The 21230-nt window shown below is 70.3% G+C and carries 25 protein-coding genes; 19 read left to right on the forward strand and 6 right to left on the reverse strand.

What is annotated here, in order from left to right; all coding sequences use genetic code 11:
• Positions 1–124: 124 nt before the first annotated feature.
• The gene (locus ACGFK0_RS29680; protein ID WP_392910716.1) at positions 125–2305 is read left to right on the forward strand and encodes an MMPL family transporter; all 2181 of its coding nucleotides are present in this window, start codon (positions 125–127) and stop codon (positions 2303–2305) included.
• 212 nt (positions 2306–2517) lie between these two features.
• On the forward strand, positions 2518–2820 hold the full coding sequence (locus ACGFK0_RS29685) for a hypothetical protein (RefSeq protein ID WP_392910718.1): 303 nt from the start codon (positions 2518–2520) through the stop codon (positions 2818–2820).
• 71 nt (positions 2821–2891) lie between these two features.
• Here ACGFK0_RS29685 and ACGFK0_RS29690 read toward each other — a convergent pair whose 3' ends face one another.
• Complete coding sequence (locus tag ACGFK0_RS29690; RefSeq protein WP_392910720.1) at positions 2892–3791, reverse strand: Ku protein; 900 nt, start codon at positions 3789–3791, stop codon at positions 2892–2894.
• Positions 3792–3955: 164 nt separating this feature from the next.
• Between ACGFK0_RS29690 and ligD (ACGFK0_RS29695) the strand changes: the two genes are divergently transcribed.
• The 8 genes from ligD (ACGFK0_RS29695) to ACGFK0_RS29730 all read left to right on the forward strand — a co-directional run bounded on the left by ligD (ACGFK0_RS29695) (position 3956) and on the right by ACGFK0_RS29730 (position 11257).
• Entirely contained in the window at positions 3956–4930 is a 975-nt protein-coding gene (gene ligD / locus ACGFK0_RS29695) for a non-homologous end-joining DNA ligase (protein WP_392910723.1), read from the forward strand.
• Between the two features lie 14 nt (positions 4931–4944).
• Positions 4945–5853: a non-homologous end-joining DNA ligase gene (gene ligD / locus ACGFK0_RS29700; RefSeq protein ID WP_392910725.1), complete on the forward strand. Its 909-nt coding sequence runs from the start codon at positions 4945–4947 to the stop codon at positions 5851–5853.
• Between the two features lie 121 nt (positions 5854–5974).
• Positions 5975–7300, forward strand: coding sequence for a dihydrolipoyl dehydrogenase family protein (locus ACGFK0_RS29705; protein WP_392910728.1), 1326 nt, complete (start codon positions 5975–5977; stop codon positions 7298–7300).
• A 40-nt stretch (positions 7301–7340) separates the two neighbouring features.
• Complete coding sequence (locus ACGFK0_RS29710; protein WP_392910731.1) at positions 7341–7547, forward strand: hypothetical protein; 207 nt, start codon at positions 7341–7343, stop codon at positions 7545–7547.
• A 233-nt stretch (positions 7548–7780) separates the two neighbouring features.
• Complete coding sequence (locus tag ACGFK0_RS29715) at positions 7781–8410, forward strand: TetR/AcrR family transcriptional regulator (RefSeq protein ID WP_392910733.1); 630 nt, start codon at positions 7781–7783, stop codon at positions 8408–8410.
• Between the two features lie 154 nt (positions 8411–8564).
• Positions 8565–8798, forward strand: a complete 234-nt coding sequence (locus ACGFK0_RS29720; protein ID WP_392910735.1) for a DUF3107 domain-containing protein — start codon at positions 8565–8567, stop codon at positions 8796–8798.
• A gap of 111 nt (positions 8799–8909) precedes the next feature.
• Complete coding sequence (locus tag ACGFK0_RS29725; protein WP_392910737.1) at positions 8910–9218, forward strand: GlsB/YeaQ/YmgE family stress response membrane protein; 309 nt, start codon at positions 8910–8912, stop codon at positions 9216–9218.
• Between the two features lie 533 nt (positions 9219–9751).
• Complete coding sequence (locus tag ACGFK0_RS29730) at positions 9752–11257, forward strand: DEAD/DEAH box helicase (RefSeq protein WP_392911056.1); 1506 nt, start codon at positions 9752–9754, stop codon at positions 11255–11257.
• A gap of 73 nt (positions 11258–11330) precedes the next feature.
• On the opposite strand, the gene ACGFK0_RS29735 is transcribed toward ACGFK0_RS29730, so the two are convergent.
• Positions 11331–12017, reverse strand: a complete 687-nt coding sequence (locus tag ACGFK0_RS29735) for a glycerophosphodiester phosphodiesterase (protein ID WP_392910739.1) — start codon at positions 12015–12017, stop codon at positions 11331–11333.
• 69 nt (positions 12018–12086) lie between these two features.
• Here ACGFK0_RS29735 and ACGFK0_RS29740 point away from each other — a divergent pair, with 69 nt between their 5' ends.
• Positions 12087–12965, forward strand: a complete 879-nt coding sequence (locus ACGFK0_RS29740) for an alpha/beta fold hydrolase (protein ID WP_392910741.1) — start codon at positions 12087–12089, stop codon at positions 12963–12965.
• Between the two features lie 70 nt (positions 12966–13035).
• Here ACGFK0_RS29740 and ACGFK0_RS29745 read toward each other — a convergent pair whose 3' ends face one another.
• Entirely contained in the window at positions 13036–13980 is a 945-nt protein-coding gene (locus ACGFK0_RS29745; RefSeq protein WP_392910743.1) for an AraC family transcriptional regulator, read from the reverse strand.
• A gap of 41 nt (positions 13981–14021) precedes the next feature.
• Between ACGFK0_RS29745 and ACGFK0_RS29750 the strand changes: the two genes are divergently transcribed.
• Positions 14022–14804 carry an SDR family oxidoreductase gene (locus ACGFK0_RS29750; protein WP_392910745.1) on the forward strand — a complete coding sequence of 261 codons (783 nt, stop codon included), beginning with the start codon at positions 14022–14024 and terminating at the stop codon, positions 14802–14804.
• Positions 14801–15169 carry a DUF4440 domain-containing protein gene (locus tag ACGFK0_RS29755; protein ID WP_392910746.1) on the forward strand — a complete coding sequence of 123 codons (369 nt, stop codon included), beginning with the start codon at positions 14801–14803 and terminating at the stop codon, positions 15167–15169. Before ACGFK0_RS29750 ends, ACGFK0_RS29755 begins: the two co-directional genes overlap by 4 nt.
• Before the next feature lie 53 nt (positions 15170–15222).
• Here the strand turns inward: ACGFK0_RS29755 and ACGFK0_RS29760 are convergent, their stop codons facing one another.
• Entirely contained in the window at positions 15223–15969 is a 747-nt protein-coding gene (locus ACGFK0_RS29760) for an SDR family NAD(P)-dependent oxidoreductase (protein WP_392910747.1), read from the reverse strand.
• A gap of 52 nt (positions 15970–16021) precedes the next feature.
• On the opposite strand from ACGFK0_RS29760, the gene ACGFK0_RS29765 reads away from it, so the two are divergent.
• Positions 16022–16375 (forward strand): ArsR/SmtB family transcription factor, encoded by a 354-nt coding sequence (locus tag ACGFK0_RS29765; protein ID WP_392910750.1) that lies wholly within the window; start codon positions 16022–16024, stop codon positions 16373–16375.
• A 114-nt stretch (positions 16376–16489) separates the two neighbouring features.
• Here ACGFK0_RS29765 and ACGFK0_RS29770 read toward each other — a convergent pair whose 3' ends face one another.
• Both ACGFK0_RS29770 and ACGFK0_RS29775 read right to left on the reverse strand, forming a co-directional pair.
• Positions 16490–16747 (reverse strand): hypothetical protein, encoded by a 258-nt coding sequence (locus tag ACGFK0_RS29770; protein ID WP_392910752.1) that lies wholly within the window; start codon positions 16745–16747, stop codon positions 16490–16492.
• A 5-nt stretch (positions 16748–16752) separates the two neighbouring features.
• Positions 16753–18441 carry a hypothetical protein gene (locus ACGFK0_RS29775; protein ID WP_392910754.1) on the reverse strand — a complete coding sequence of 563 codons (1689 nt, stop codon included), beginning with the start codon at positions 18439–18441 and terminating at the stop codon, positions 16753–16755.
• Positions 18442–18828: 387 nt separating this feature from the next.
• On the opposite strand from ACGFK0_RS29775, the gene ACGFK0_RS29780 reads away from it, so the two are divergent.
• From ACGFK0_RS29780 to ACGFK0_RS29800, 5 genes are all read left to right on the forward strand, one after another.
• Positions 18829–19020, forward strand: a complete 192-nt coding sequence (locus ACGFK0_RS29780) for a DUF1059 domain-containing protein (protein ID WP_392910756.1) — start codon at positions 18829–18831, stop codon at positions 19018–19020.
• A gap of 10 nt (positions 19021–19030) precedes the next feature.
• Positions 19031–19327: a hypothetical protein gene (locus tag ACGFK0_RS29785; protein ID WP_392910758.1), complete on the forward strand. Its 297-nt coding sequence runs from the start codon at positions 19031–19033 to the stop codon at positions 19325–19327.
• Positions 19328–19404: 77 nt separating this feature from the next.
• Positions 19405–19773: an ArsR/SmtB family transcription factor gene (locus ACGFK0_RS29790; RefSeq protein ID WP_392910761.1), complete on the forward strand. Its 369-nt coding sequence runs from the start codon at positions 19405–19407 to the stop codon at positions 19771–19773.
• Entirely contained in the window at positions 19770–20267 is a 498-nt protein-coding gene (locus ACGFK0_RS29795; RefSeq protein ID WP_392910763.1) for an SRPBCC family protein, read from the forward strand. The genes ACGFK0_RS29790 and ACGFK0_RS29795 overlap by 4 nt, the downstream gene beginning before the upstream one ends.
• Before the next feature lie 72 nt (positions 20268–20339).
• Positions 20340–21167, forward strand: coding sequence for an alpha/beta fold hydrolase (locus ACGFK0_RS29800; protein ID WP_392910765.1), 828 nt, complete (start codon positions 20340–20342; stop codon positions 21165–21167).
• Positions 21168–21230: the final 63 nt, after the last annotated feature.

Here is a 21230-nt window from a genome sequence, read left to right on the forward strand (position 1 = left end):
CGTCCCCGCATGATTCCCCAGAAACGGCCTTGACTAAAGCGAACATCGTATGCAATGTTAACGCCGTTCGCAGTAAACGGCATTCACTGAAGCTCACGGATGTCACTGGACAGGGGAGAGCACGATGTTCGATCGATGGGGCCGATGGGTCCACAGGCGCCGCCGGTGGGTCCTCGCGGTGGCGGGCGCGGCACTGGTCTTCGCCGGCGTGTGGGGGACGGGCGTCTTCGGCGCGCTGACCTCGTCCGGCGGATTCGACACACCGGGCAGTGAGAGCGCGAAGGCGGCACAGATCGCCGAACGCGACCTCGGACGGGACGCGGCGGACGTCGTGATCCTCTACCAGGGCGGGACGACCGTGGACGACCCGGCGTTCCGGGCTTCGGTCGAGCAGGCGCTGGCCGGGTTGCCGGCGGACAAGGTCGCCGCCACCGCCACGTACTGGACGACCGGGTCGCCGCAGTTCGTCAGCCGCGACCACACCGCCACCTACGCCGTCCTGGAACTCGCCGGCGCCGACCAGGAGGCGAGGGACGGCGCCTACGAGTCGATCCGGGACGACCTCACCGAGGTCGGCGGCGGCCTCACCGCCAAGGCCGGCGGGGACGTCGCCACCGAGACCGCGATCAACGAGCGCGTCTCGTCCGACATCGGGCGCGCCGAGGCCATGGCCATCCCCGTGCTGCTGGTGCTGCTCGTGCTGATCTTCGGCGGGCTGGTGTCGGCGAGCCTGCCGCTGCTGGTCGGCGGCCTCGCCATCCTCGGCTCGTTCACCGCGCTGCACGTCCTCACCTACGTCACCGACGTGTCGATCTTCGCGGTGAACATCACCACGTTCCTCGGGCTCGGCCTCGCCATCGACTACGGGCTGTTCATGGTGAGCCGGTTCCGGGAGGAGATCCGGCGCGACGGCCACACGGCCGAGGACGCCCTCGCCGCGACGATGGCCACCGCCGGACGCACCGTCGCGGTCTCCGGCGTGACCGTCGCGGTGTCGCTGTCCGGGCTGCTGCTGTTCGACCAGAAGTTCCTCGTGTCGATGGGCTACGGCGGGATCGCGACCGTGGTCGTCTGCATGGTCGGGGCGCTGACCGTGCTGCCCGCGCTGCTGGCCGCGCTCGGCCCGAAGGTGAACGCGCTGTCGGTCCGGCGGCGCGGAAAGAACGGCGGGGAGAGGACTTCCGAGAGCCGCGTCGACGGCTGGTGGGGGCGGGTGGCGCACAGCGTCATGCGCCGGCCGCTGATCTACATCGTCGCGACCGTGGCGCTTCTCCTCTCGCTCGGCGGCCCGTTCCTGCGCATCGACTGGGGCGGCGTGGACGCGAGGGTCATGCCGGACGGCGCCGACGCCCGCGTCGTCGCCGAGACGCTGGAGACGCGGTTCCCGCGCAACGCCACGAGCCCGATCGAGGCCGTGGTGACGGGGACGTCCGACCGGGCCGCGGTCCAGGCGTACGGGGACCGCCTGGCCGCGCTGCCCGGGGTCACGGACGCGACGGTGACCGGCGCCGAGGGCACCACGACGCGGATCGCGCTGCGCTACGACGCCGACCCCAACTCCGGCGCCGCCCGCGACCTCGTCCAGGACGTCAGGGACGTCCCGGCACCACCCGGTGCGCAGTCGCACGTCGGCGGCGCCACCGCCGGAGTCGTCGACCAGCTCGACAGCATCGGCTCGACGCTGCCCTGGCTCGCCGTGCTCGTCGGCGGCGCGACGTTCGCCCTGCTGTTCCTGGCGTTCGGATCGCTCCTGCTGCCGCTGAAGGCGATCGTGATGAACGTCCTGTCGCTGTCGGCCACGTTCGGCGCGGTCGTGCTGATCTTCCAGGACGGGCATCTGTCCGGGCTGCTGAACTTCACCGCGACCGGCACGATCTCCCCGGCGATGCCGATCCTGATGCTGGCCATGCTGTTCGGCATCTCGATGGACTACGAGGTGTTCCTGCTGTCGCGGGTCCGCGAGCAGTACGACTTGACCGGCGACAACACCGCGGCGGTCGCCGCCGGCGTCCAGCGCACCGGCGCCATCATCACCAGCGCCGCCGTGCTGTTCATCGTCGTGATCGGCGCTTTCGCGACCTCGGGCATCACGTTCATCAAGATGACCGGCGTCGGGATGGCCATCGCGATCCTGCTGGACGCGACGATCGTCCGGGCGCTGCTGGTGCCCGCGACGATGCGGCTGCTGGGCCGCGCGAACTGGTGGGCGCCGGGCCCGCTCGCCAGGCTCTACCGCCGGTACGGCATCCGCGAGGGCGATTCGCCCGCGCCGCCGTCCCGGCCGGAGCTGGAGCCCGTGGGCTGACCCCCGCCCCCCTTCCGGCGGCCGGCGCGTGCGACGCGCCGGCCGCCAATGCGCGCAAACCGCTTGTGGTCTTCCTCACCCACCGGAAGACTGAACGTCATTCGACCGGCGGCACAGCGTCGTCCCACCGGCGGCACCCTCGCGTGACACGCCCCACGGCACGGCCCCCGGCGACCCCCATCGCGTTAACGGGACGTTCCCTTGGAGGCAGCATGTCCACGCAAGTGATCAGCGACGCCGAGACGGCACTCGGGCACCTGGAGCGCCTGACCGACGAACTGCGCTCCCGCGGCTGGGCCGTCGAGGTCGCCGCCCCCGCCGACCGGTGGCCCTCCGCGATCGTCGCCGACCCGCGGACGCGGGCGATGAACGAGAACGTCATCGCCGCCCGGGAGCGGTCGGACGACAGCTGGTCGTACTTCTACGGCTGGGGCGAGCGCATCGCGCCGGTCGCCGACCCGTCCGCCGCCGCCACCGCGCTCGCCCGCGTCCTCACCGCCCGCCGCGACAACTAGGTCGCGAGCCCGCCGGCCGTGGAAGGTCGCCGGGCGGCGGGCCGGTTCGTGCTCCGGTGCGGGCAGGGTGGTCAGGCCGACTTGCGGCTGCGGCTCTTCGCCGGCTCCTTCTTCTGGCCCGACTTCGGCGACTTGCGCGCGGCGGGCTTCTTCTCCGCCTCCCCCTTGCCGGACGCGGCCTTGCCGTCCTTGTCGCCGCGGCTCTTCTTCGCCGCCTCGACGCTCGCGCGCAGCGCGCTGAGCAGGTCGGCGGCGGGCTCCTCCTCGGCCCCCTCGGCGGGCCGCGCAACCTCGCGGCCCTCGACCTTGGCGTCGATCACCGACTGGAGGGCCTCCCGGTAGGCGTCCTTGTACTCCGACGGGTCGAACTCCCCCTCCATCGACTCGATCAGCGAGGTCGCCATCGACAGTTCCTGCTTGCGGATCTCGATGTCCTCGTCCAGGAACGGGAAGTCGGCCGCGCGGACCTCGTCCGGCCAGAGCATCGTCTCCAGCACGAACACGCCCTGCCGGACCCGCAGCGTCGCCAGCGACTCCCGCTGCCGGATCGCGATCTTGACGATGGCGACCTGGCCCGAGTTCTCCAGCGCGTCCCGCAGCAGCACGTACGGCTTGGCGCCCTGCGCGTCGGGCTCCAGGTAGTACGACTTCGCGAAGTAGATCGGGTCGACCTCCTCCGCCTCCACGAACTGCAGGACGTCGATCCGGCGGCTGGACGTCAGCGGCAGGTCGGCGAAGTCCTCGTCGGTGAGGATCACCATCTCGCCGCTCGGCAGTTCGTACCCCTTGGCGATGTCGGAGTACGGCACCTCCTCGCCGTCGGCGGTGCACACCCGCTTGTACTTGATGCGCGCCCCGTCCTCCCGGTGAACCTGATGGAAGCTGACGTCCCTCTGCTCGGTCGCCGAATACAGCTTCACCGGGATCGTCACCAGCCCGAACGAGATGGCGCCCTTCCAGATACTGCGCATGACCTGCCCCTACCCGCGACGTTCCGACAACCCACCACGTTCCGACAACCCACCACGTTCCGGCCCGGCATGTTTCCCGCTCATAGCGTCGCAACCTCGTTCGATTTGCGCCAGAACGGACCCTTGATCCTTTTCTGCGGGGCCGGACCGGGTAAGACGGCGGTATGACCATGCCGTGGCCCGTTGACCCGATGATGGCCGCCACCGGGACCCTTCCCCCCGACGGCGAGCAGTGGGGACTGGAGCTGAAATGGGACGGCGTCCGCGTCCTGTCGCACGTCTCCGCCGACGGCGTCCAGGCCGCGGGGCGGCGCGGCAACGATGTCACGAGCCGCTACCCGGAGCTGTCCGCCCTCGCCGACCTCCTCCCCCACCATGACGTCGTCCTCGACGGTGAGGTCGTCGCCTTCGAGGAGGGACGGCCCAGCTTCGAACGCCTCCAGCGCCGCATGCACGTGACCCACCCCGACCCCAGGCTGATCCGGGAGGTCCCCGTCAGGTACGTGGTCTTCGACCTGCTGTTCCTGGACGGGCACGTCCTGTACGACATGCCGTACGCCGACCGCCGCACACTGCTGGACGAACTGGACCTGGCCGGAACCGGCCCGGTGGAGGTCCCCCCGTACCTGCACGGCGGCGACACCGCGCAGGTGAACGAGTTACTCGACTTCACCCGGGAGCAGCACCTTGAGGGGCTGCTCGCCAAACGCCTCGACTCCCCGTACCGCCCAGGCCGGCGCGTCGACTTCTGGCTCAAAGTCAAGAACTTCATGACGCGCGAGGTCATCGTCTGCGGCTGGAAACCCGGCAAGGGGCGGCGTGAAGGCGGCGTCGGCTCGCTGCTCCTCGGCGAGTACGACGTCAAAGGGCTGCTGGGCTTCGTCGGGCACGTCGGCACCGGCTTCACCGACCGGGCCCTGGACGAGCTGTACGAGACGCTGTGGCCCCTGCGACGCCCCACCAGCCCCTACGACGAGCCCGTCCCGCGTGAGTTCGCCCGTGACGCCCAATGGGTTGAGCCACAACTCGTCGGGGAGGTCGCCTACAGCGCGCGCACCCGGGACGGCCGCCTGCGCTTCCCCTCCTGGCGCGGCCTCCGCGACGACAAGGACCCCCTGGAGGTCACCAGTGAGCAGTAGCGCCTGGAGGACCCGTGGCCGGTAAGAGGACGACCGTGGAGGTCGACGGGCGGCAGCTCTCGCTGTCCAACCTCGACAAGGACCTCTACCCCGAGTTCACCAAGGGCGAGGTCATCGACTACTACGCCCGCATAGCCCCGGTGATGCTGCCGCATCTGAAGGACCGTGCCGCGACCCGGATCCGGTTTCCGGACGGGGTGGACGGCGGGAAGTTCTTCGAGAAGAACGCGCCGTCCCACACCCCTGACTGGGTGCGGACCGCGACGATCCCCACTCCCGGCAGCTCCACGGGACGCGACACACTCGACTTCGTCGTCGTCGACGACCTGCCCACGCTCGTGTGGTGCGCCAACCTCGCCGCGCTGGAACTGCACGTCCCTCAGTGGAAGGTCGGGCCGCGCGGCAAGGTGCACACCCCCGATCTGGTCGTCTTCGACCTGGACCCGGGTCCGCCCGCCACCATCGTGGAGGCGTGCGAGGTGGCGGCGCTGCTCCGCGACGTGCTCGCCGAGGACGGCCTGGAGTCGTACCCGAAGACGAGCGGCAAGAAGGGGCTGCACCTGTACGTCCCGGTCGAGGCGCCCAACGAGGCGGAGCGGACGTCGGAGTACGCCAAGGCCGCCGCGCAGCGGCTCGCCGAGGAGCGTCCCCGGCTGGTCGTCGCGAAGATGGAGAAACGGCTGCGCAAGGGCAAGATCTTCGTCGACTGGAGCCAGAACAACCCCGCGAAGACGACCGTCGCCCCCTACTCGCTGCGCGCCGCGAGCCGCCCGTCCGTCTCGACCCCCATCACCTGGGACGAGCTGGAGTCCTGCGAGGACGCCGCAGACCTGGTGTTCACCCCCGGCGACGTCCTCGGCCGCGTCGACAAGCACGGCGACCTCCTGGAGCCGCTGCTGACGGAACACCGGCCGCTCCCCTGACCCGCCCGGCCCTGGCTCACCCGCTGCCACATCCGCGTGCTCTATGTGTTCGAATAGGCACTCTCCGGCGCCGGCTTCCGTCACCATGGGTCGCGGGGACACGGGCCGGAAGGATGAACAGTTGGCGGACAACCACCACTACGACGCCGTCGTGCTGGGCGGGGGGACGGCCGGGGAACTGGTGGCGTCCGGTCTCGCCCGCGCGGGCAGAGACGTCGCGCTCGTCGAAAAACGCCTGGTCGGCGGGGAGTCGCCGTACTTCGCGTGCGTGCCGTCCAAGTCGCTGCTGCTGTCGGCGCGGCGCGGTGAGACGTGGGAGATGGCCCTGGCCCGGCGCGACGCGCTGGCCGGGCACCGCGGCGACGACTCCGCCGTCGCGCGGATGGCCGAGGCCGGGGTGACCGTCCTGCGCGGCCGGGGTCACGTCGCCGAACCGGGCCTGATCGAGGTGGACGGGGCCGGGCACGGCTTCGACGACCTCGTCGTCTGCACCGGCAGCGAGCCGGTGGTCCCGCCCGTCGACGGCCTCGCCGACGTCCCGCTGTGGACGAGCGACGAGGCGCTGTCGGTGCCCGACCTGCCGCGCCGGCTGGTGATCCTCGGCGGCGGCCCGGTCGGCTGCGAGATGGCGCAGGTGTACGCGTCGTTCGGGTCGCAGGTGTCGGTCGTCGAGGCGTCCGGGCGGCTGCTGGCCGCGGAGGCTCCGTTCGCCGGGGAGGTGCTCGCCGACGCGCTGCGCCGGATGGGCGTCGACCTGCGGCTCGGCGCCGGCGCCGGTCATGCCGGACGCAAGGACACCGGGCTGCGGGTGTGGCTGTCGGACGGCGGGACGCTCGACGCCGACCGCGTCCTCGTCGCCGCCGGCCGCCGTCCCCGCGTCGAGGGGATCGGGCTGGAGAACCTCGGCGTCGCCCTCGCGCCGGGGCACGGGATACCGGTGGACGAGACGTGCCGGGTGCCGTCCGGCTCGGGCCGGGTCTGGGCGGCGGGGGACGTCACCGGGGTCGCCCGCACCACCCACGCCGCGCGCTACCAGGCGCAGGTGGCGCTGTCCAACCTCCTCGGGCGGCGCCGCGAGGCCGACTACCGCGCCGTCCCCCGCGTCGTCTACACCACGCCCACCGTCTACTCCGTGGGGATCTCGCCCAGGCAGGCCGCCGAACTCGGCATAGACCTCCACACCGCCGGGTACGACCTCGCCGCGACGGCCCGGGCGGCGGTCGAGGCCGACGAACGCGGCCGGGTGGAACTGTACGCCGACCGGTCCCGCGGGCTGCTGGTCGGCGCCGCCGCGGCCGGACTCTACGCCGAGGAGTGGATGAGCGAGATCGCGCTGGCCATCCGTGCGGAGACGCCGCTGAGCCTGCTCACCGACGTCGTCCACGCGTTCCCGACCTATGGCGAATCCGTCGAGGCGCCGCTTCGGGAACTGGCCGCGAACCTGTGAGGCAGCCGTTCGTGAAAAGGACGCATGAGGAGGACGCGTGATGAGCGAGACCGACGACCTGGAACAGCCCGCACCCGACGGCGCGAGCGAGGCCGACGAGGCCGATGCCGCCGAGCAGCGGGCCGCGCTCGACGAAGAGGAGGAGCGGCCCCGCGAGTGGTACGCGCAGATGCCGGACGACGTCAACGAGGCGGACGTGGTCGAGCAGCGGTTCGAGGTGCCGCTCGACGAGGACGACTACCGGTGACACCGGCCGGGCCCCGCACCGCCGGTCCCGCTGGTCTCCGTGACGGTCGGCAAGGTTTCCGGAAGGCGCCGCGGTGGATGCCCGGGGTCTTCACCGGAAATACACTGACCCGAGTGAGGAACGTCGAGGTGCTTCGGCCGTGACCGGCGGAGTTACTCGCACGTAGGATGATGAGGTTGTTCCTGAGCGGCGGACACCCCGACCGCCGCAACGATCGTTGATCGGAGAGTGTGGTGACCGCGACCCCGGACGCACGCCCCCGCGGCACGAGGCTGCCGCGACTGGCGCGCCGCAGGCAACTGCTCGGCGCGGCCCAAGAGGTGTTCGTCGCGCAGGGGTACCACGCGGCGGCGATGGACGAGATCGCCGAGCGCGCAGGCGTCAGCAAACCCGTGCTCTACCAGCATTTCCCGGGCAAGCTGGAGCTGTACCTGGCCCTGCTGGACGAGCACGCCGAGGCCCTGGTGAAGATCGTCCGCGACGCCCTCGATTCCACCTCGGACAACAAACTGCGCGTCCAGGCGAGCATGCGGGCCTTCTACGACTTCGTGGCCGGCGACGGCGAGGCGTACCGCCTCGTCTTCGAGTCCGACCTGCGCAACGTCGCGCCCGTGCGGGCGCGCGTCGACCGCGCGAACCAGCAGTGCGCCGAGATGATCGCCCAGGTCATCGCCGAGGACACCAACGCCCCGGCCGAGGAGGCGCACCTGCTCGGCATGGGCCTGGTGGGCATGGCCGAGGTCAGCGCCCGCTTCTGGCTGTCGCAGCACCGGGCGATCCCGAAGGACACCGCCGAGAAGATCATCGCGCGGCTGGCCTGGCGCGGCATCTCCGGCTTCCCCCTCTCCACCGAGTCCACCTGACGGGGCCGGGCCTCGGCGGCGTGGGGCGCCTCCGAGCCGGGGTTTCACCCTCGGCCGAACGCCGTTGACGGCGCGTCGGACGATCTCCGTGCGACCATCGGGAGAAGAGCCCGCCGGTGGTCGGCGGGACGTCGATGGACGACGGGAGCATCGCGTGCAGGTTCGCATCGGTGTGCAGAACGTTCCCAAGGAACTCGTGGTAGACACCGGGCAGTCGGCCGACGAGGTCCAGGAGGCGCTGGCTGACGCGCTGTCCGAGCCGCGCGGGGTTTTCGTGCTCCAGGACCGCCGCGCCGGCCGGATCGTCGTCCCGGCCGAACGGGTCGGCTACCTGGAGATCTCCGAGGACGAGCAGCGCAACGTGGGTTTCGGCTCCCAGTACGCGTGAGCACGGGTTTACCCCGTTCCACCGGGCCTTGACCGGCTTTTTGTTTCATTCCGGCACAGCGGGCATATCGATCTCCGACCACGGGCCCCCGGGCCCCACGGAAAGGAATGGATGATCGACATGCTCACGACGATCCTCTGGTTCATCGTCGTCGGTGCCGTCATCGGAGCCCTGGCACGGCTAGTCGTCCCCGGACGCAACCCGATCGGTGTCCTGCTCACGATCCTCGTCGGGATCGCCGGCGCCGTCGTCGGCGGAGTCATCGCCGACGCACTCGGCGCCGGCACGCTGATCGCCGTCGTGTTCGCCGTGGTGATCGCAGCGCTCGGGGTGGCGGCGCTCACCTCGCTGAACACCCGCGGCGACGGCCGCCGAGGCCGGCGCCACGGCTGGCGCCCCGGCCGCCGCGGCACCTTCTGACCGCCGGACAGCACCGCCGGACGGCACCGCCGGACCGCACCGACCGCGACCAAGCGCGGGCCCCACCGGGCCGGAAGCCCCCGCCACCTGCAGGCGGGGGCTTCCCCCGTTCCCGGGCACCGATGTCCGGATGTGGCCGTCCTGACAGGCCCCTCGACGGGCCGTCCGACGGGTTCCGCCGACGGCGGATACTCCCTGGCGAGCAGGGCATGGAATAGATGAAAACGTGGGAAACGTTGAGTCCTGTGATCGGCTATTGGTGTATGTAATCAACGGTCGGTACACTGCGTCGCGGAGTGTGACCGCACGCAGCCACAGCGAGTGACTGCTTTCAACCCCTGACTGCGGTCGCCGACGGATTTTGATCAACGGCTGGTCCCTCCCGCGCGAGCGCGCGGCCAAAGGAAACGATCGGCGGGCGTGCCACACGGCCGCGCCCTCCGGCGAGCCGCGCCGCACCCGGGAGCGGAGACCCCGCATATTGGAGGCTGAAAGCCCTGACTACCTTTCGTGAACTCGGGGTCGTACCCGAGATAGCAGATGCCCTCGAAGCAGAGGGCATCGTCGAAGCGTTCCCCATCCAGGAGCTCGCCCTGCCGATCGCGCTGGGCGGACACGACATCATCGGCCAGGCCCGCACGGGCACCGGCAAGACCCTCGCGTTCGGGGCCGCGCTGCTGCAGCGCATCGAGCACGGCGGCCGTGCGCCGCAGGCGCTCGTCGTGGCGCCGACCCGCGAGCTGGCCCTCCAGGTGACGGACGATCTGCTGGTCGCCGGCGGCAAGCTCGGCAGCCGCGTCCTGTCGGTCTACGGCGGCCGCGCGTACGAGCCGCAGATCGAGGCGCTCCGCGAGGGCGTCGACGTCGTCGTCGGCACCCCGGGCCGTCTGCTCGACCTCGTCAAGCAGAAGCACCTCGACCTGTCGCAGGTCGGGATCCTGGTGCTGGACGAGGCCGACCGGATGCTCGACCTCGGCTTCCTGCCGGACATCGAGCGGATCATCGACCGGATCCCGGCGAAGCGGCAGACGATGATGTTCTCGGCGACCATGCCGGGCGAGATCGTCGCACTGTCGCGCCGCTACCTGACCCGTCCCACCAATGTGCGGGCCGAGTCGCACACCGAGTCGGACGCGACGCCGCAGGTCGTCCAGCACGTCTTCCAGGCCCACCAGATGGACAAGCCGGAGATGATCGCGCGTCTCCTGCAGGCCGAGAGCCGCGGGCTGACCATGATCTTCTGCCAGACCAAGCGGGCCTGCGACCGGGTCGCCGCCGATCTGGCGCAGCGGGGCTTCGACGCCGCCGCCGTCCACGGGGATCTCGGTCAGAGCCAGCGCGAGCGGGCGCTCCGCGCCTTCCGCAACGGCAAGATCGGCGTGCTGGTCGCCACCGACGTCGCGGCCCGCGGACTCGACGTCGACGACGTCACCCATGTCGTCAACTACGAGTGCCCCGACAGCGCCGACACCTACGTGCACCGCATCGGCCGGACGGGCCGCGCGGGCAAGGAGGGCGTCGCCGTCACGTTCGTCGACTGGTCCGACCTCACCCGGTGGAAGCTGATCAACAGCACGCTCGACCTGCCGTTCGCCACACCGGAGGAGACCTACTCCACGTCCCCGCACTTCTTCTCGGTCCTCGGCATCCCCGAGGGCACGAAGGGCAAGCTGCCGAAGGACAAGCGGCACGGCCGCGCCGGGCTGGACGCGGAGGAGCTCGAGGACATCGGCGAGACGGGCAAGACCCGCAGCCATGACCGCGGCCGGGACCACGACCGGGACCGGGAGCGGGAGCGACCGCGGCCGCGGCGCCGCAAGGGCAACCGGACCCGCACCCGCGCGGGCAAGCCCGTGGAGGCCACCGCGACGGAGGCCGACGCCGGGGGCCGTGGGGGGCCGGCCCCGCACAAGGAGGCCACCGCGGACGACAACGTCGTCGATGCGGTCGCCACGGAACGCAAGCGCAGCAGGAGCCGCCGCCGCACCCGCGCCGGCAAGCCGACGACCGGAACCACCGAGGCGTCCCAGAGCGCCTAGGTTCCGCGCAGCATCAACCGCGAGGCCACCGCTCGGTCTCGCGGTTGAGTCGTCTCGCGGTTGAGTCGCGGTCTCAGGGCTGCGCTTCCCGCACTTTCAAGGCGATGTCGACATGGTCGGTGACGAGCACGGCGACGCGCGGGTCGCCGAGGAACCGACGCATCACCGGCTCGGCGTTGACCGTCCAGACCATCGCGGGGATCCCCGCGCGGCCGCACTGGCGCAGCACCCCGACGCGGGCCAGCCGGTGGTTGACGGCGACCATGTCGGCGCCCGCCTTGCGGATCAGCCGCAGCGGAGCGAAGTCGTGCGCGACGCCCTTCTCCCACAGGTTGCGTCCCACCGACAGGGCCGTCCGCACCCCCGGGAAGGCGCTCTTGATCTGCACGAGCGACAGAACCTCGCGGGTGGTGACGACGAAGCCGTCCCGCCCGAACGCCTCGATCGCCAGCTCCACGGTCTCGTGCTCGCAGCCGCGTTCCTTGAGGTCCAGATGCCCCCGCGCCCGGCCGGCGATGATCTGCATGGCCTCGCCGACCAGCGGGACGGGACGCGGCGACAGTTCCTGAACCCGTTCGTAGGCGAGCCGTTTCAGCGGCAGACCGGCGATCTCCGGGTCGTGGTGGACGACGAGCCGCCCGTCCCCCGTCCGCCGGATGTCGATCTCCACGTACTCGGCCCCGGACTCGGCGGCCGCGCTGAGGCCGGTCAGGCCCGCTTCGTCGCGGCGATGCGCGGAGATGGCAGGCTTCGGACGCACGCTGCCGACGCTACCACCGAAACTTTTTCACGGGTGTTCGTTGCCGCCCATTGACTAGTGTGGTTCCCCGTGAGTACGCCCCGGTTCCTGACCCTGCCCCCCGGCGTCCGCCGGACGAACATCGAGACCTCCCGCGGCACGTTCGCCGCCCTGGAGGCCCTTCCGGGATCCGGTGTGCCCGAACGCCGCCCCGCCCTCCTCGTCCCCGGCCTCACCGGCAGCAAGGAGGACTTCCTCGCCGTCCTGCAGACCCTCGCCGCGTCCGGCCGCCGGGTCGTGTCGATCGACATGCGCGGCCAGTACGAGTCCATCGGGCCGGACGACGCGTCCGCCTACACCCGGGCCGCGCTCGGCGAGGACATCAGCGCCCTGCTGGAGGCCCTCGGCCCGGACCCGGCGCACCTCGTCGCCCACTCGTTCGGCGGTCTGGTCTGCCGCGAGGCGGTGCTCGCCGACCGGGTCCGCCCCGCGTCGTTCACCCTGATGAGCTCGGGCCCCGCGGCCCTCACCGGCCCGACCGCGGACAAGGCCAAGGCCCTGCGCGACGCCATCCCCGAACTCGGCATGGAGACGATCTGGTCGATCGCCCTCGAACCCGACTACACCGGGCGCGGGCTCCAGGAGGAGGTCATCGCGTTCATCAAGGCCCGCACGCTCGGCAACTCCGAGCGGGGCCTGATCTGCATGTCCAACGAGATCCTCACCGCCCCCGACCTCGTCGACGAACTCGCCAAGCACTGCGCCGGCACGGGCCTGCGCACCCTCGTCCTCTACGGCGAGGACGACGACGCCTGGGAGCCCGCCGCGCAGGCCGTGATGGCCGAGCGCCTGAACGCGTCCAAGGTCGTCATCCCCGGCGCCGCCCACTCCCCCGCCTGGGACGCCCCCGAGACCACGGCCGCCGCGCTCCTGGCCTTCTGGAACCAGTCCGAGCAGAACCTTCGCTGAGACCGCTTCCGGTCGCATCCGCCCCTGGGAGGAGGCGAACCGACCAGACTTTCCGGATGACTCTGCGGAGCTATCGAACGCTGGCTCTCATGGCCTGCTCCGACCGGCGGTACTCGCCGGGCGGGACGCCGGAATGGCGGCGGAACGCCAGGTGGAAGCCCACCGACGAGCGGTACCCGACCAATTCGGGGATCGCCGCCAGGGGCGTCGCCGTCTCGGCGAGCAGCCGGGCCGCCTCCCGCATCCGCCGTCCGGCCAGATGGCGGGCGGGCGCCTCGCCGACCAGCCGGGTGAACGCCGCCGCGAACGCCGACCGCGACATCCGCGCCTCCCGGGCGAGCGACTCCAGCGTCCACGGCTCGGCGTACCGGGTCTGGATCGCCAGCAGCGCCCGGCCCACCGCCGGGTCGCGCAGTGCCGGCGGCATGCCGCCGACGCGCTCCAGCGCCACCCTCAGCGCCAGCACGAACACCAGCTCGAACGCGCGCAGCGCGGCCAGTCCCCCGTACCGCTCGGTCAGCCCCTCCAGCGTCCCGGACAGCAGCGGCTCGCCGGCCAGCACCTCGCGGTCGAGCACGATGATCTCCGGCAGCGACCGGTAGAGCGGCGACATCGCGGCCTCGTCGTAGTGGAGGCCGCCGCACAGCAGATCGGTCACGCCGCCGGGCCCGTCCACCCGCACCTCTGTCGTGCTCCCCGCCGGACGCCCGGGGAGCATCAGGTCCAGCGGGGTCGTGGCGCGTCCCGGCCGGTCGGCCAGCTCGTGCGCCGTCCCGTACGGGAAGACCGCCAGCTCGCCGGGCCCCAGCATGACCGGCTCGGACGACCCGGGCATCGTGATCGCGCACTCGCCCGACCGCACGTAGTGCAGGATCGCGTTGCGCTCCTGGTCACCCCGGAACCCCCACGGCGCCCGCGCCTCCCAGCGGCTGACGAACACGCCCTCCAGCCGCAGCGGAGCGAGCAGCTCATCAAGAAGATCGGCTGGACGATCGTTAATCAGACCAGGATTCACACTTATAGAAGGTACTCCCCGCCTCCGGCACGCTGAGCCTCATGACTGAGACATACCTGGTGATCGGCGCGACCGGCGCGCAAGGCGGCGCCGTCGCGAAACATCTCGAACGGGACGGGCACAGCATCCGCGGCTTCAGCCGCAAGCACGGCGACCTCGCCGACCCGGCGGCCGTGCGGGACGCCTTCGGGGGTGTGTCCCGCGCGTCGGTGACGCTGCCCATGGTGTTCGACCGGGACCTCGTGGCACGGTACGTGGACAACATCATCGCCGCGGCCCGCCACTGCGAACGGCTCGTCCTCAACACCGGCAACCGGCTGCCCGCGACCCGCACGTCCGTCGCCGCCTTCGAGACCAGGCGCGATGCGGCCGACGCCCTGCTCGACTCCGGCATCCCCACCGTCGTGCTGTGTCCGCCCGTCTACCTGGAGAACCTCCACCCGGCCGACGGTGTCCTGCCGTACCCGATCCCGCCCGGCCACCGGGTGGCCTGGCTCGCCCACGACGACCTGGGCGCCCTCACCGCCGCCGCCTTCGACCGCGACGACCTCGTCGGAACCTCGGTCGACATCGGCGGCAAGGACGTCGTCACCGGCCCGGAACTCGCGTCCGCCCTCGGCGTTGGCTACGTCCCGCTGGAGCCCGACGCGTTCCAGGCGTTCATGACCCCGATGATCGGCGAGGCCGCCGCGACGGGCGTCGCGGACACCTACCGCTGGCTGTCCGCCCCCGAGAACGCGAACTTCTACGGTGGCGACCCGGACAAGGTGGAGGCGCTCTTCGGCGTCGAACTCACCCCGCTCCGCACGTGGGCCGCCCGATGAACGCCATCGAGGAGGTCATCGAGCACCACCGCTTCATCGAGTCCTGGCTGAGCGGGACGGCGACCGGCCTGGGCGGCTTCTTCGATATGCACACACCGGACTTCACCTGGTACGACCCGGACGGCGCGATGCTCACGCTCGGGGATCTGCGCACCGTCATGGACGAGGCCCACGGCACCGCACCGGGCCTGCGCATCCGGATCCTCGAACCACGCGTGCTCCTGGACCGCGACGACCTGACCGTCGTCACGTACGAGGAGCACCACCCCGACACCGCCCGGCGCGCCGTCGCGATCATGGTTCCGGCCCCGGCCGCCCGCAACGGCCTCCTCTGGCGCAGCCTCCACGAATCCTGGACACACTGAGCAGCGGTCGTGTGAAAGCGAGGGAATCCGGGGCGACGGAATGCGTGGTCGCGTCAGGTGAGTTCGAGGCCGCCGTCGATGGTCAGGGTCTGGCCGGTCAGCCAGGTGGTATGCGGGTCGGCCAGGCGGAGGATCCAGGCCGCGACCTCTTCGGGGTCGCCTCTCCGGCCGAGGGGGATGCGGGACGCCTCCTCCTGCTTGATCTGGTCGACCACTGGCTGCGGAAGGCCGGCCGCGGTCAGGGCCTCGCTTTCGGTCGGGCCGGGGGCGAGGGCGTTCACGCGGATGCCGTCGGGGGCCAGCTCGAGCGCCCAGCTTCGGGTGAGGTGTTCGAGCGCGGCCTTGGACGCGGCGTAGTGGGCGGCGCCGGGGAGCGGACGATGGCCGTAGGTGCTGGAGACGTTGACGATCGTGCCCTCGGCGTCGCGCAGGTGTGGCAGGGCGGCGCCGGCGAGCAGGCTCGGTGCGGTGACGTTGAGGTCGAAGAGGCCCGCGATGCCTTCGGCCGTGGTCTCCGTCAGCGGCATCATCTTGGTCGCTCCGGCATTGTTGACCAGGACGTCCAGGCGTCCCCATCGCGCGATGGCCGCGTCGATGACTCCTTGCGCGGTTTCCGGGGTGCGCAGGTCGGCGGGGTGGACGGCGATTCGGGGGTGGTCGGCGGCGGTCGCTTCGAGGGCGTCCTCGCGCCGTCCGACGCCCAGCACGTGGGCGCCGGCGCCGGCGAAGAGGCGGGCGGCGGCGCGTCCGATGCCCGACCCGGCGCCGGTGACGATGACTGCGGTGTCGGTGAAGTCCACGACTCTTCCTTGTTCGATGTTCGGCGAACATCGAACAAGTTAGCATGGGGTCATGAAGCAGGCGCACCACCCCGATCTGGATGAGATCGGACTTGTGGGGGTGATGGGTGCCCTGAGCGACCCCATCAGGATGGGGCTCGTACGGATACTCGCCGATGGCCGTGAGCGCGGGTGGGGTGAGTTGCGGGCGCCGGTGGCGAAGTCGACCTTGAGCCATCATCTGCGCGTCCTGCGCGATGCCGGGGTGACGCGAACACGCCAGGAGGGGACGCGCTGTTTCGTGGAGTTGCGGCGGGACGATCTGGAGACCCGCTTCCCGGGCCTGGTGGACGCCGTGCTCCGGGCGGCACGCGACGATGACGTGGGGGCTCACGTCGGGCTGGCGTCCGATCGGGACGCCGGCTGAAGGCGGCGGACGAAGCAGTAATGCCGGCTCGGGACGCGAAGTAGCCCATCATGCCGCAAGTGAATGGAGCGGGGACGACCGTCCTGGTGCATCACCGCCCTCTTGCTGGACCGTTCAGTAGGGGCCATCCGCACGGAATGCGTCGACAATCTCCATCGCCCTCTCTTCACTGACCTCCTCAAGCTCCCGAGCAAAGTTGCCTCGCTTCCACTCAGCGATGACGCCGGTTCGATGCCATTCGAGATCCCTTTCGAGAGCCTCGTCCAGGATGCCGCCATCCGCTGGTCTGCGACGCCGCACGATGCCACGTGGGTCGTCAACGGTATTTCCGCCGCCCGTAATGGCATAGTAGGTAACATATTCTTCGGACATTCGCCTCAGTACCCCTCTCTACGGTAATTCGATATATTGAGGACGCCTTCCGGCACCGGAATCCCGGACGATACTTCTTGCTGGAAGTTATCAAGTCTTTCAACCTCGCGCGGATCAGCATTCGGATCCCTGATGCGCCCATAGGCACCATGAGTCAACTGTTTAGCCTCAAAGCTCTCAGGAGTATGGAATTGAACTTCAAATAACTGGCCATCTGGTGCCCGCCAGCGAGAATTGATGCCCTTATATTCTGACTCGCCCCAAAAGTTTCGACTCTGCACCATCTCAAAGCCACTTCGTTCAAGGCGATCCCTGACCTCGCCATATCCACGCACATAGTCCTCACTGGAGAACTGATAGGTGTAGCGCAATGCATCTGGAATTGATTCGGCGACCCCGCGAGGATCTTCGCGGAGATCGGCAGCAAGTTGTTCCGCGACCTTCTCCTTGAACCTTTCTTCCCCTTTGAGGCGATACTCAAGCCCAACCAGCTTCGCCCCATCCACCTCAGCTTCCTTGACTTGGAGCCCTTCGGTGATGCCTGTTTCACGCCCGCTCATGCGGTCGAAAGCCCCATCAACCGAATAGTTCTCCTCATAGTTCAGATAACGACCGCTATCCGCGCGCCATGAGCCGGGTTCGTCTCCGGAGAGACCCCCGTCGCTCGCGCCTTCTCGCTGGAGTCCGTCGCCTTGGTCGTCTTTTTCCGGCGCGCGGTCAGGGACCTGCTCCGATTGGAGGTCGGCCCACTTGGCTCTCATGGCGTCGACATGTTCGCGCCACGCGGCGTCTTGACCTGTTGTCTCGGGCTCGGCGGACTCATCGGTGTCGGCGGCACCGGTTCCCGGATCGCCCTTTTCGCCCGCCTTCGCCTTGGCGTCGGCGGGGGTACCTGGCCCAAGGTTCTCAGCACCGGGTCGGCCCGTACCCGTGTCGGTCGCGTTCTTCGGTTCTTCGGGCGAAGCCTGGTCTGGGACCGACGGCCCATCCTGCGACTCGGCTTCGCGGGCCTGTCGCGCTTCCCGGGACGCCCGGCGAGCCGCGAACTCTTCGCCCCAGGTACGGAACCCGAACTGACGGCCGTCCAATTCATAGGTCGCCGGCTTGCTCGCGAACTCCTCCCACACGTCCCGCCCCGAGGGCTTCTCCGGCTGGCCTTCGGGCTCCGGTTGAGTATCCGATGCGGGGGCATCGCCGGGCTCGTCCTCGGCGTCCGCCTCCGCGACTCGCTCCGGCCGCTCCGAGCCTGGCCGGTCATCTGTTGTGGGAGCGTCGGCCTCGCCCTTGTCTTCAACTGCCTGCGTGGTCGGGCGGTCTTGCTCCGTCTGCCGTCCCATGTCCTCACCCGGCGCTTCGGCCGGGGGCCGGTCGTCGCGTGACCGGTCGCCGGACTCGGGTTCGGCGTCGCGGGTCTCGCGGTCCGCAGTGTCCGTCTCCGCTCGGCCGGGCTTCTCCTGAGTTGCGGCGCCGGGCTTCTCCCCGGCAGGCGGGGGCTGCTTGTCGTCGCGTTCGTCCCGCTGCTCGGTCGCGGCTTCACGGGCGGCTGCGGCTGCCTTGTGGCTTTCGAGGCGGGACGGTTGTCCGGGCGAGCCCGGCCGGTCAGGCGCAGGTCGCCATGCCTTGTCCTTGGCGGGCGGCTTCTCGACATTCTCGGCACCGTCATCAATGCCGTTGTCCGTCTGGTCGACACCCACGCTTGGTCAGCCCTTTCGACTGCCGGGCGAAAGCGGCACCGATGCCGAACGGTGTCCAGTCGCATGCGGGGTGTCGGTGCCCACTTACCTGGTGAGAGACTGAACTAATCCGACATGCCCCGTCAAGTTCTCTGTGTCCGATATGTCGGAGGAGGCCGACTGCGGCCAGGGCCCGGCTTCGGCCGGGGTGCACGCGGGCATGCGGAAGGCAATGTGTTCGTGGCCGAGGCTTGACGGGGACGAGGCCCGAGCGGCCTTCCCATCGAACTGGGCATATGCCACGCTCGGTGATGAGAGTGACTATTTCGGGCAGTTGTGACGGTCGGCGCCATGGGAGGTCTCTTCGTTCGTTCCGACGGCGCAGCCGCCCACTCGGGGGGAGGAACGATGCGGAAGGTAGTCGACTGCCGGGACTTGCCGAGTGAGTCCGGGTGCACGCTCACCATCGCCGGCGAGGAGGACGAGGTCGTCCGCGCCGCCGCCGAGCATGCGGCCTCGGTGCACGGGCACACAGACAGCTCTGAGCTGCGAGACGAGATCCGCAGCGGGCTCAAGAACGAGGAACTGAGCGTCCGGTAGGGGGCGGCACATGACTTTCATGCAGATCATCGAGTACGAGACCAACCGCCCGGACGAACTGGACATGCTGTTCGACGAGTGGGCGACCGCGACCGAGGGCAAGCGGACCGCGTCGCACGAAACCCACACCCAAGACCGTGAGAATCCGGCCCACTTCGTGGACATCGTCGAGTTCCCGTCGTACGAGGCGGCGATGCGCAACAGCGATCTGGAAGAGACACGGCACATCGCCGCGGAGATCCAGGCCCGGTGCACCAACGGCCCACGGTTCATGAACCTGGACGTCATGCGCGACGAATCACTCTGACCGGCACAGGCGGGGGCGTGTCCATGTTGTCCGTGCCCCTGCCTGATCTCTGGACAAACGCGTAACACGATGGTTACATGTTCGCCGTGGACGTCTTCGATGCCGTGGCCGACCCGGTGCGCCGCCGCATCGTGGTCCTGCTCGGTGACGGGCCGCGGACCGCCGGGGCACTGGCGGCCGCGTTTCCGGAGATCAGCCGTCCTGCCGTGAGCCGGCACCTGCGGGTGCTGCGCGAGGCGGGGCTGATCACCGCCGAGATGGTGGGCCGTGAGCGGCACTACCAGGTCGACCACCGGCCTCTGCGGGAGATCGAACGGTGGCTGTCCACCGTCCGCGGTCAGGTGTGGGAGCAGCGCCTCGACGCGCTGGAGACGGAAGTCCACCGGACGCGGCGCGCACGTGCGGCCGAGGAGGAACCACCCATGGATTCGAGGAGCGCAGGATGACACCCACCCCCACCGGCCGCCTGATCGCCACGGCCACCGGAAACGATCTGCAGATGACGCGCGAGTTCAAGGCCCCGATCGAGGACGTCTGGGCGAGCATCACCGAGCCGGACCGGACGGCCCGGTGGTTCGCGCACTGGAGCGGCGAAGGCAGGCCCGGCGCCGCGGTGCGGCTCACGCTGGTGCACGAGGAGGGCCGGCCGGAGAGCGATATGACGATCATCGCCTGCGAACCGCCGCGGCGGCTGGAGGTCGAGGCCGTCGACGAGTACGGGCGGTGGCATCTGGAGGCGCGTCTCGAGGAGGCCGGTGGCGTGACGACGCTGACCTTCGTGCACCATCTCGACCCCGAAGCGGAGGTGGCTTCGACCGGACCCGGGTGGGAGTACTACCTCGACCGGCTCTCCGCCTCGGTCGCGGGCACCCCGCACCCGGACTTCGACGACTACTACCCCGCGCAGCGCGCGCACTACGAGGGCCTCGCCGCCGGGTGAATTCTGGCCGGGCGATGAGTTTCTCCCGGTTCGCGAGTCCACCCACGGAACGACTCTCATCCTGGAGGACCCATGACGACTGTTTCAGCCATCACCGGAACGCTTCGGGTGGACGACGCGCGGCTGCACTACGAGGTGCGAGGGAGCGGGCCGCTGGTGGCGTTCGTCGGCGCGCCGATGGACGCCCAGGCGTTCGAGCCGCTGGCCGACCTGCTCGCGACGGACCACACCGTCCTCACCACCGACCCCCGGGGCATCCACCGGAGCCCGCTGGACGACCCCCGGCAGGACTCCACGCCGCCGCTGCGCGCCGGCGACCTGGCCCGGCTCATCGCGCACGTGGACGCGGGCCCGGCCGTGGCGCTGGGGTCCAGCGGCGGGGCGTGCACCGTTCTGGCACTGGCGCAGGCCCATCCCGAACGGGCCCGCGCGGTCATCGCCCACGAGCCGCCGCTCGCCGAGCTGCTGGACGACCGTGAGGAACTCCGCAAGGGGACGGACGACATGATCGCCACCTACCTGGACGGCGACGTCATCGGGGCCTGGGGAAAGTTCATGGCCCAGGCCGACATCAATCTGCCCGAGGGTGCGCTGGAGCAGATGTTCGGCGGCGAACGCGACCCGCAGCAGGTCACCGACGAACGCCGCTGGTTCGAGCACGAGCTGCTCGAAACCACGTTCTGGCGGCCGGACATCGCCGCCCTGCGCGCCGGCGGAACCCACGTCGTCGCCGCCATCGGCGAAGACTCGGCCGGGGAAATCTGCGACCGCGCGACCCGGGCGCTCGCCGGCGCCCTCGGCATCGAGCCGACGCTGTTCCCCGGCGGCCACATCGGCTTCGCCGACGACCCCGCCGGATTCGCCGTCCGCCTCCGGGAGGTCCTTGCCGAGGTTCCCTGACCCCGGCGCCGCGGCCGTGTCCCGGGGGGCCGGTGTCCTGTGACGACAAGGGTAATGACACAC

Origin of the sequence: Spirillospora sp. NPDC048823 (assembly GCF_043198445.1) — a bacterium.
Lineage (GTDB): Bacteria > Actinomycetota > Actinomycetes > Streptosporangiales > Streptosporangiaceae > Spirillospora.

What these genes read in the sequence shown, in the direction of transcription:
- ACGFK0_RS29780 (WP_392910756.1), top strand. Translation starts at nt 18,829, where the DNA reads ATGCGGAAGGTAGTCGACTGCCGGGACTTGCCGAGTGAGTCCGGGTGC.
- ACGFK0_RS29790 (WP_392910761.1), top strand. Translation starts at nt 19,405, where the DNA reads ATGTTCGCCGTGGACGTCTTCGATGCCGTGGCCGACCCGGTGCGCCGC.
- ACGFK0_RS29680 (WP_392910716.1), top strand. Translation starts at nt 125, where the DNA reads ATGTTCGATCGATGGGGCCGATGGGTCCACAGGCGCCGCCGGTGGGTC.
- ACGFK0_RS29785 (WP_392910758.1), top strand. Translation starts at nt 19,031, where the DNA reads ATGACTTTCATGCAGATCATCGAGTACGAGACCAACCGCCCGGACGAA.
- ACGFK0_RS29750 (WP_392910745.1), top strand. Translation starts at nt 14,022, where the DNA reads ATGACTGAGACATACCTGGTGATCGGCGCGACCGGCGCGCAAGGCGGC.
- ligD (WP_392910723.1), top strand. Translation starts at nt 3,956, where the DNA reads ATGACCATGCCGTGGCCCGTTGACCCGATGATGGCCGCCACCGGGACC.
- ACGFK0_RS29770 (WP_392910752.1), bottom strand. Translation starts at nt 16,747, where the DNA reads ATGTCCGAAGAATATGTTACCTACTATGCCATTACGGGCGGCGGAAAT.
- ACGFK0_RS29710 (WP_392910731.1), top strand. Translation starts at nt 7,341, where the DNA reads ATGAGCGAGACCGACGACCTGGAACAGCCCGCACCCGACGGCGCGAGC.
- ACGFK0_RS29795 (WP_392910763.1), top strand. Translation starts at nt 19,770, where the DNA reads ATGACACCCACCCCCACCGGCCGCCTGATCGCCACGGCCACCGGAAAC.
- ACGFK0_RS29755 (WP_392910746.1), top strand. Translation starts at nt 14,801, where the DNA reads ATGAACGCCATCGAGGAGGTCATCGAGCACCACCGCTTCATCGAGTCC.
- ACGFK0_RS29765 (WP_392910750.1), top strand. Translation starts at nt 16,022, where the DNA reads ATGAAGCAGGCGCACCACCCCGATCTGGATGAGATCGGACTTGTGGGG.
- ACGFK0_RS29685 (WP_392910718.1), top strand. Translation starts at nt 2,518, where the DNA reads ATGTCCACGCAAGTGATCAGCGACGCCGAGACGGCACTCGGGCACCTG.
- ACGFK0_RS29725 (WP_392910737.1), top strand. Translation starts at nt 8,910, where the DNA reads ATGATCGACATGCTCACGACGATCCTCTGGTTCATCGTCGTCGGTGCC.
- ACGFK0_RS29800 (WP_392910765.1), top strand. Translation starts at nt 20,340, where the DNA reads ATGACGACTGTTTCAGCCATCACCGGAACGCTTCGGGTGGACGACGCG.
- ACGFK0_RS29690 (WP_392910720.1), bottom strand. Translation starts at nt 3,791, where the DNA reads ATGCGCAGTATCTGGAAGGGCGCCATCTCGTTCGGGCTGGTGACGATC.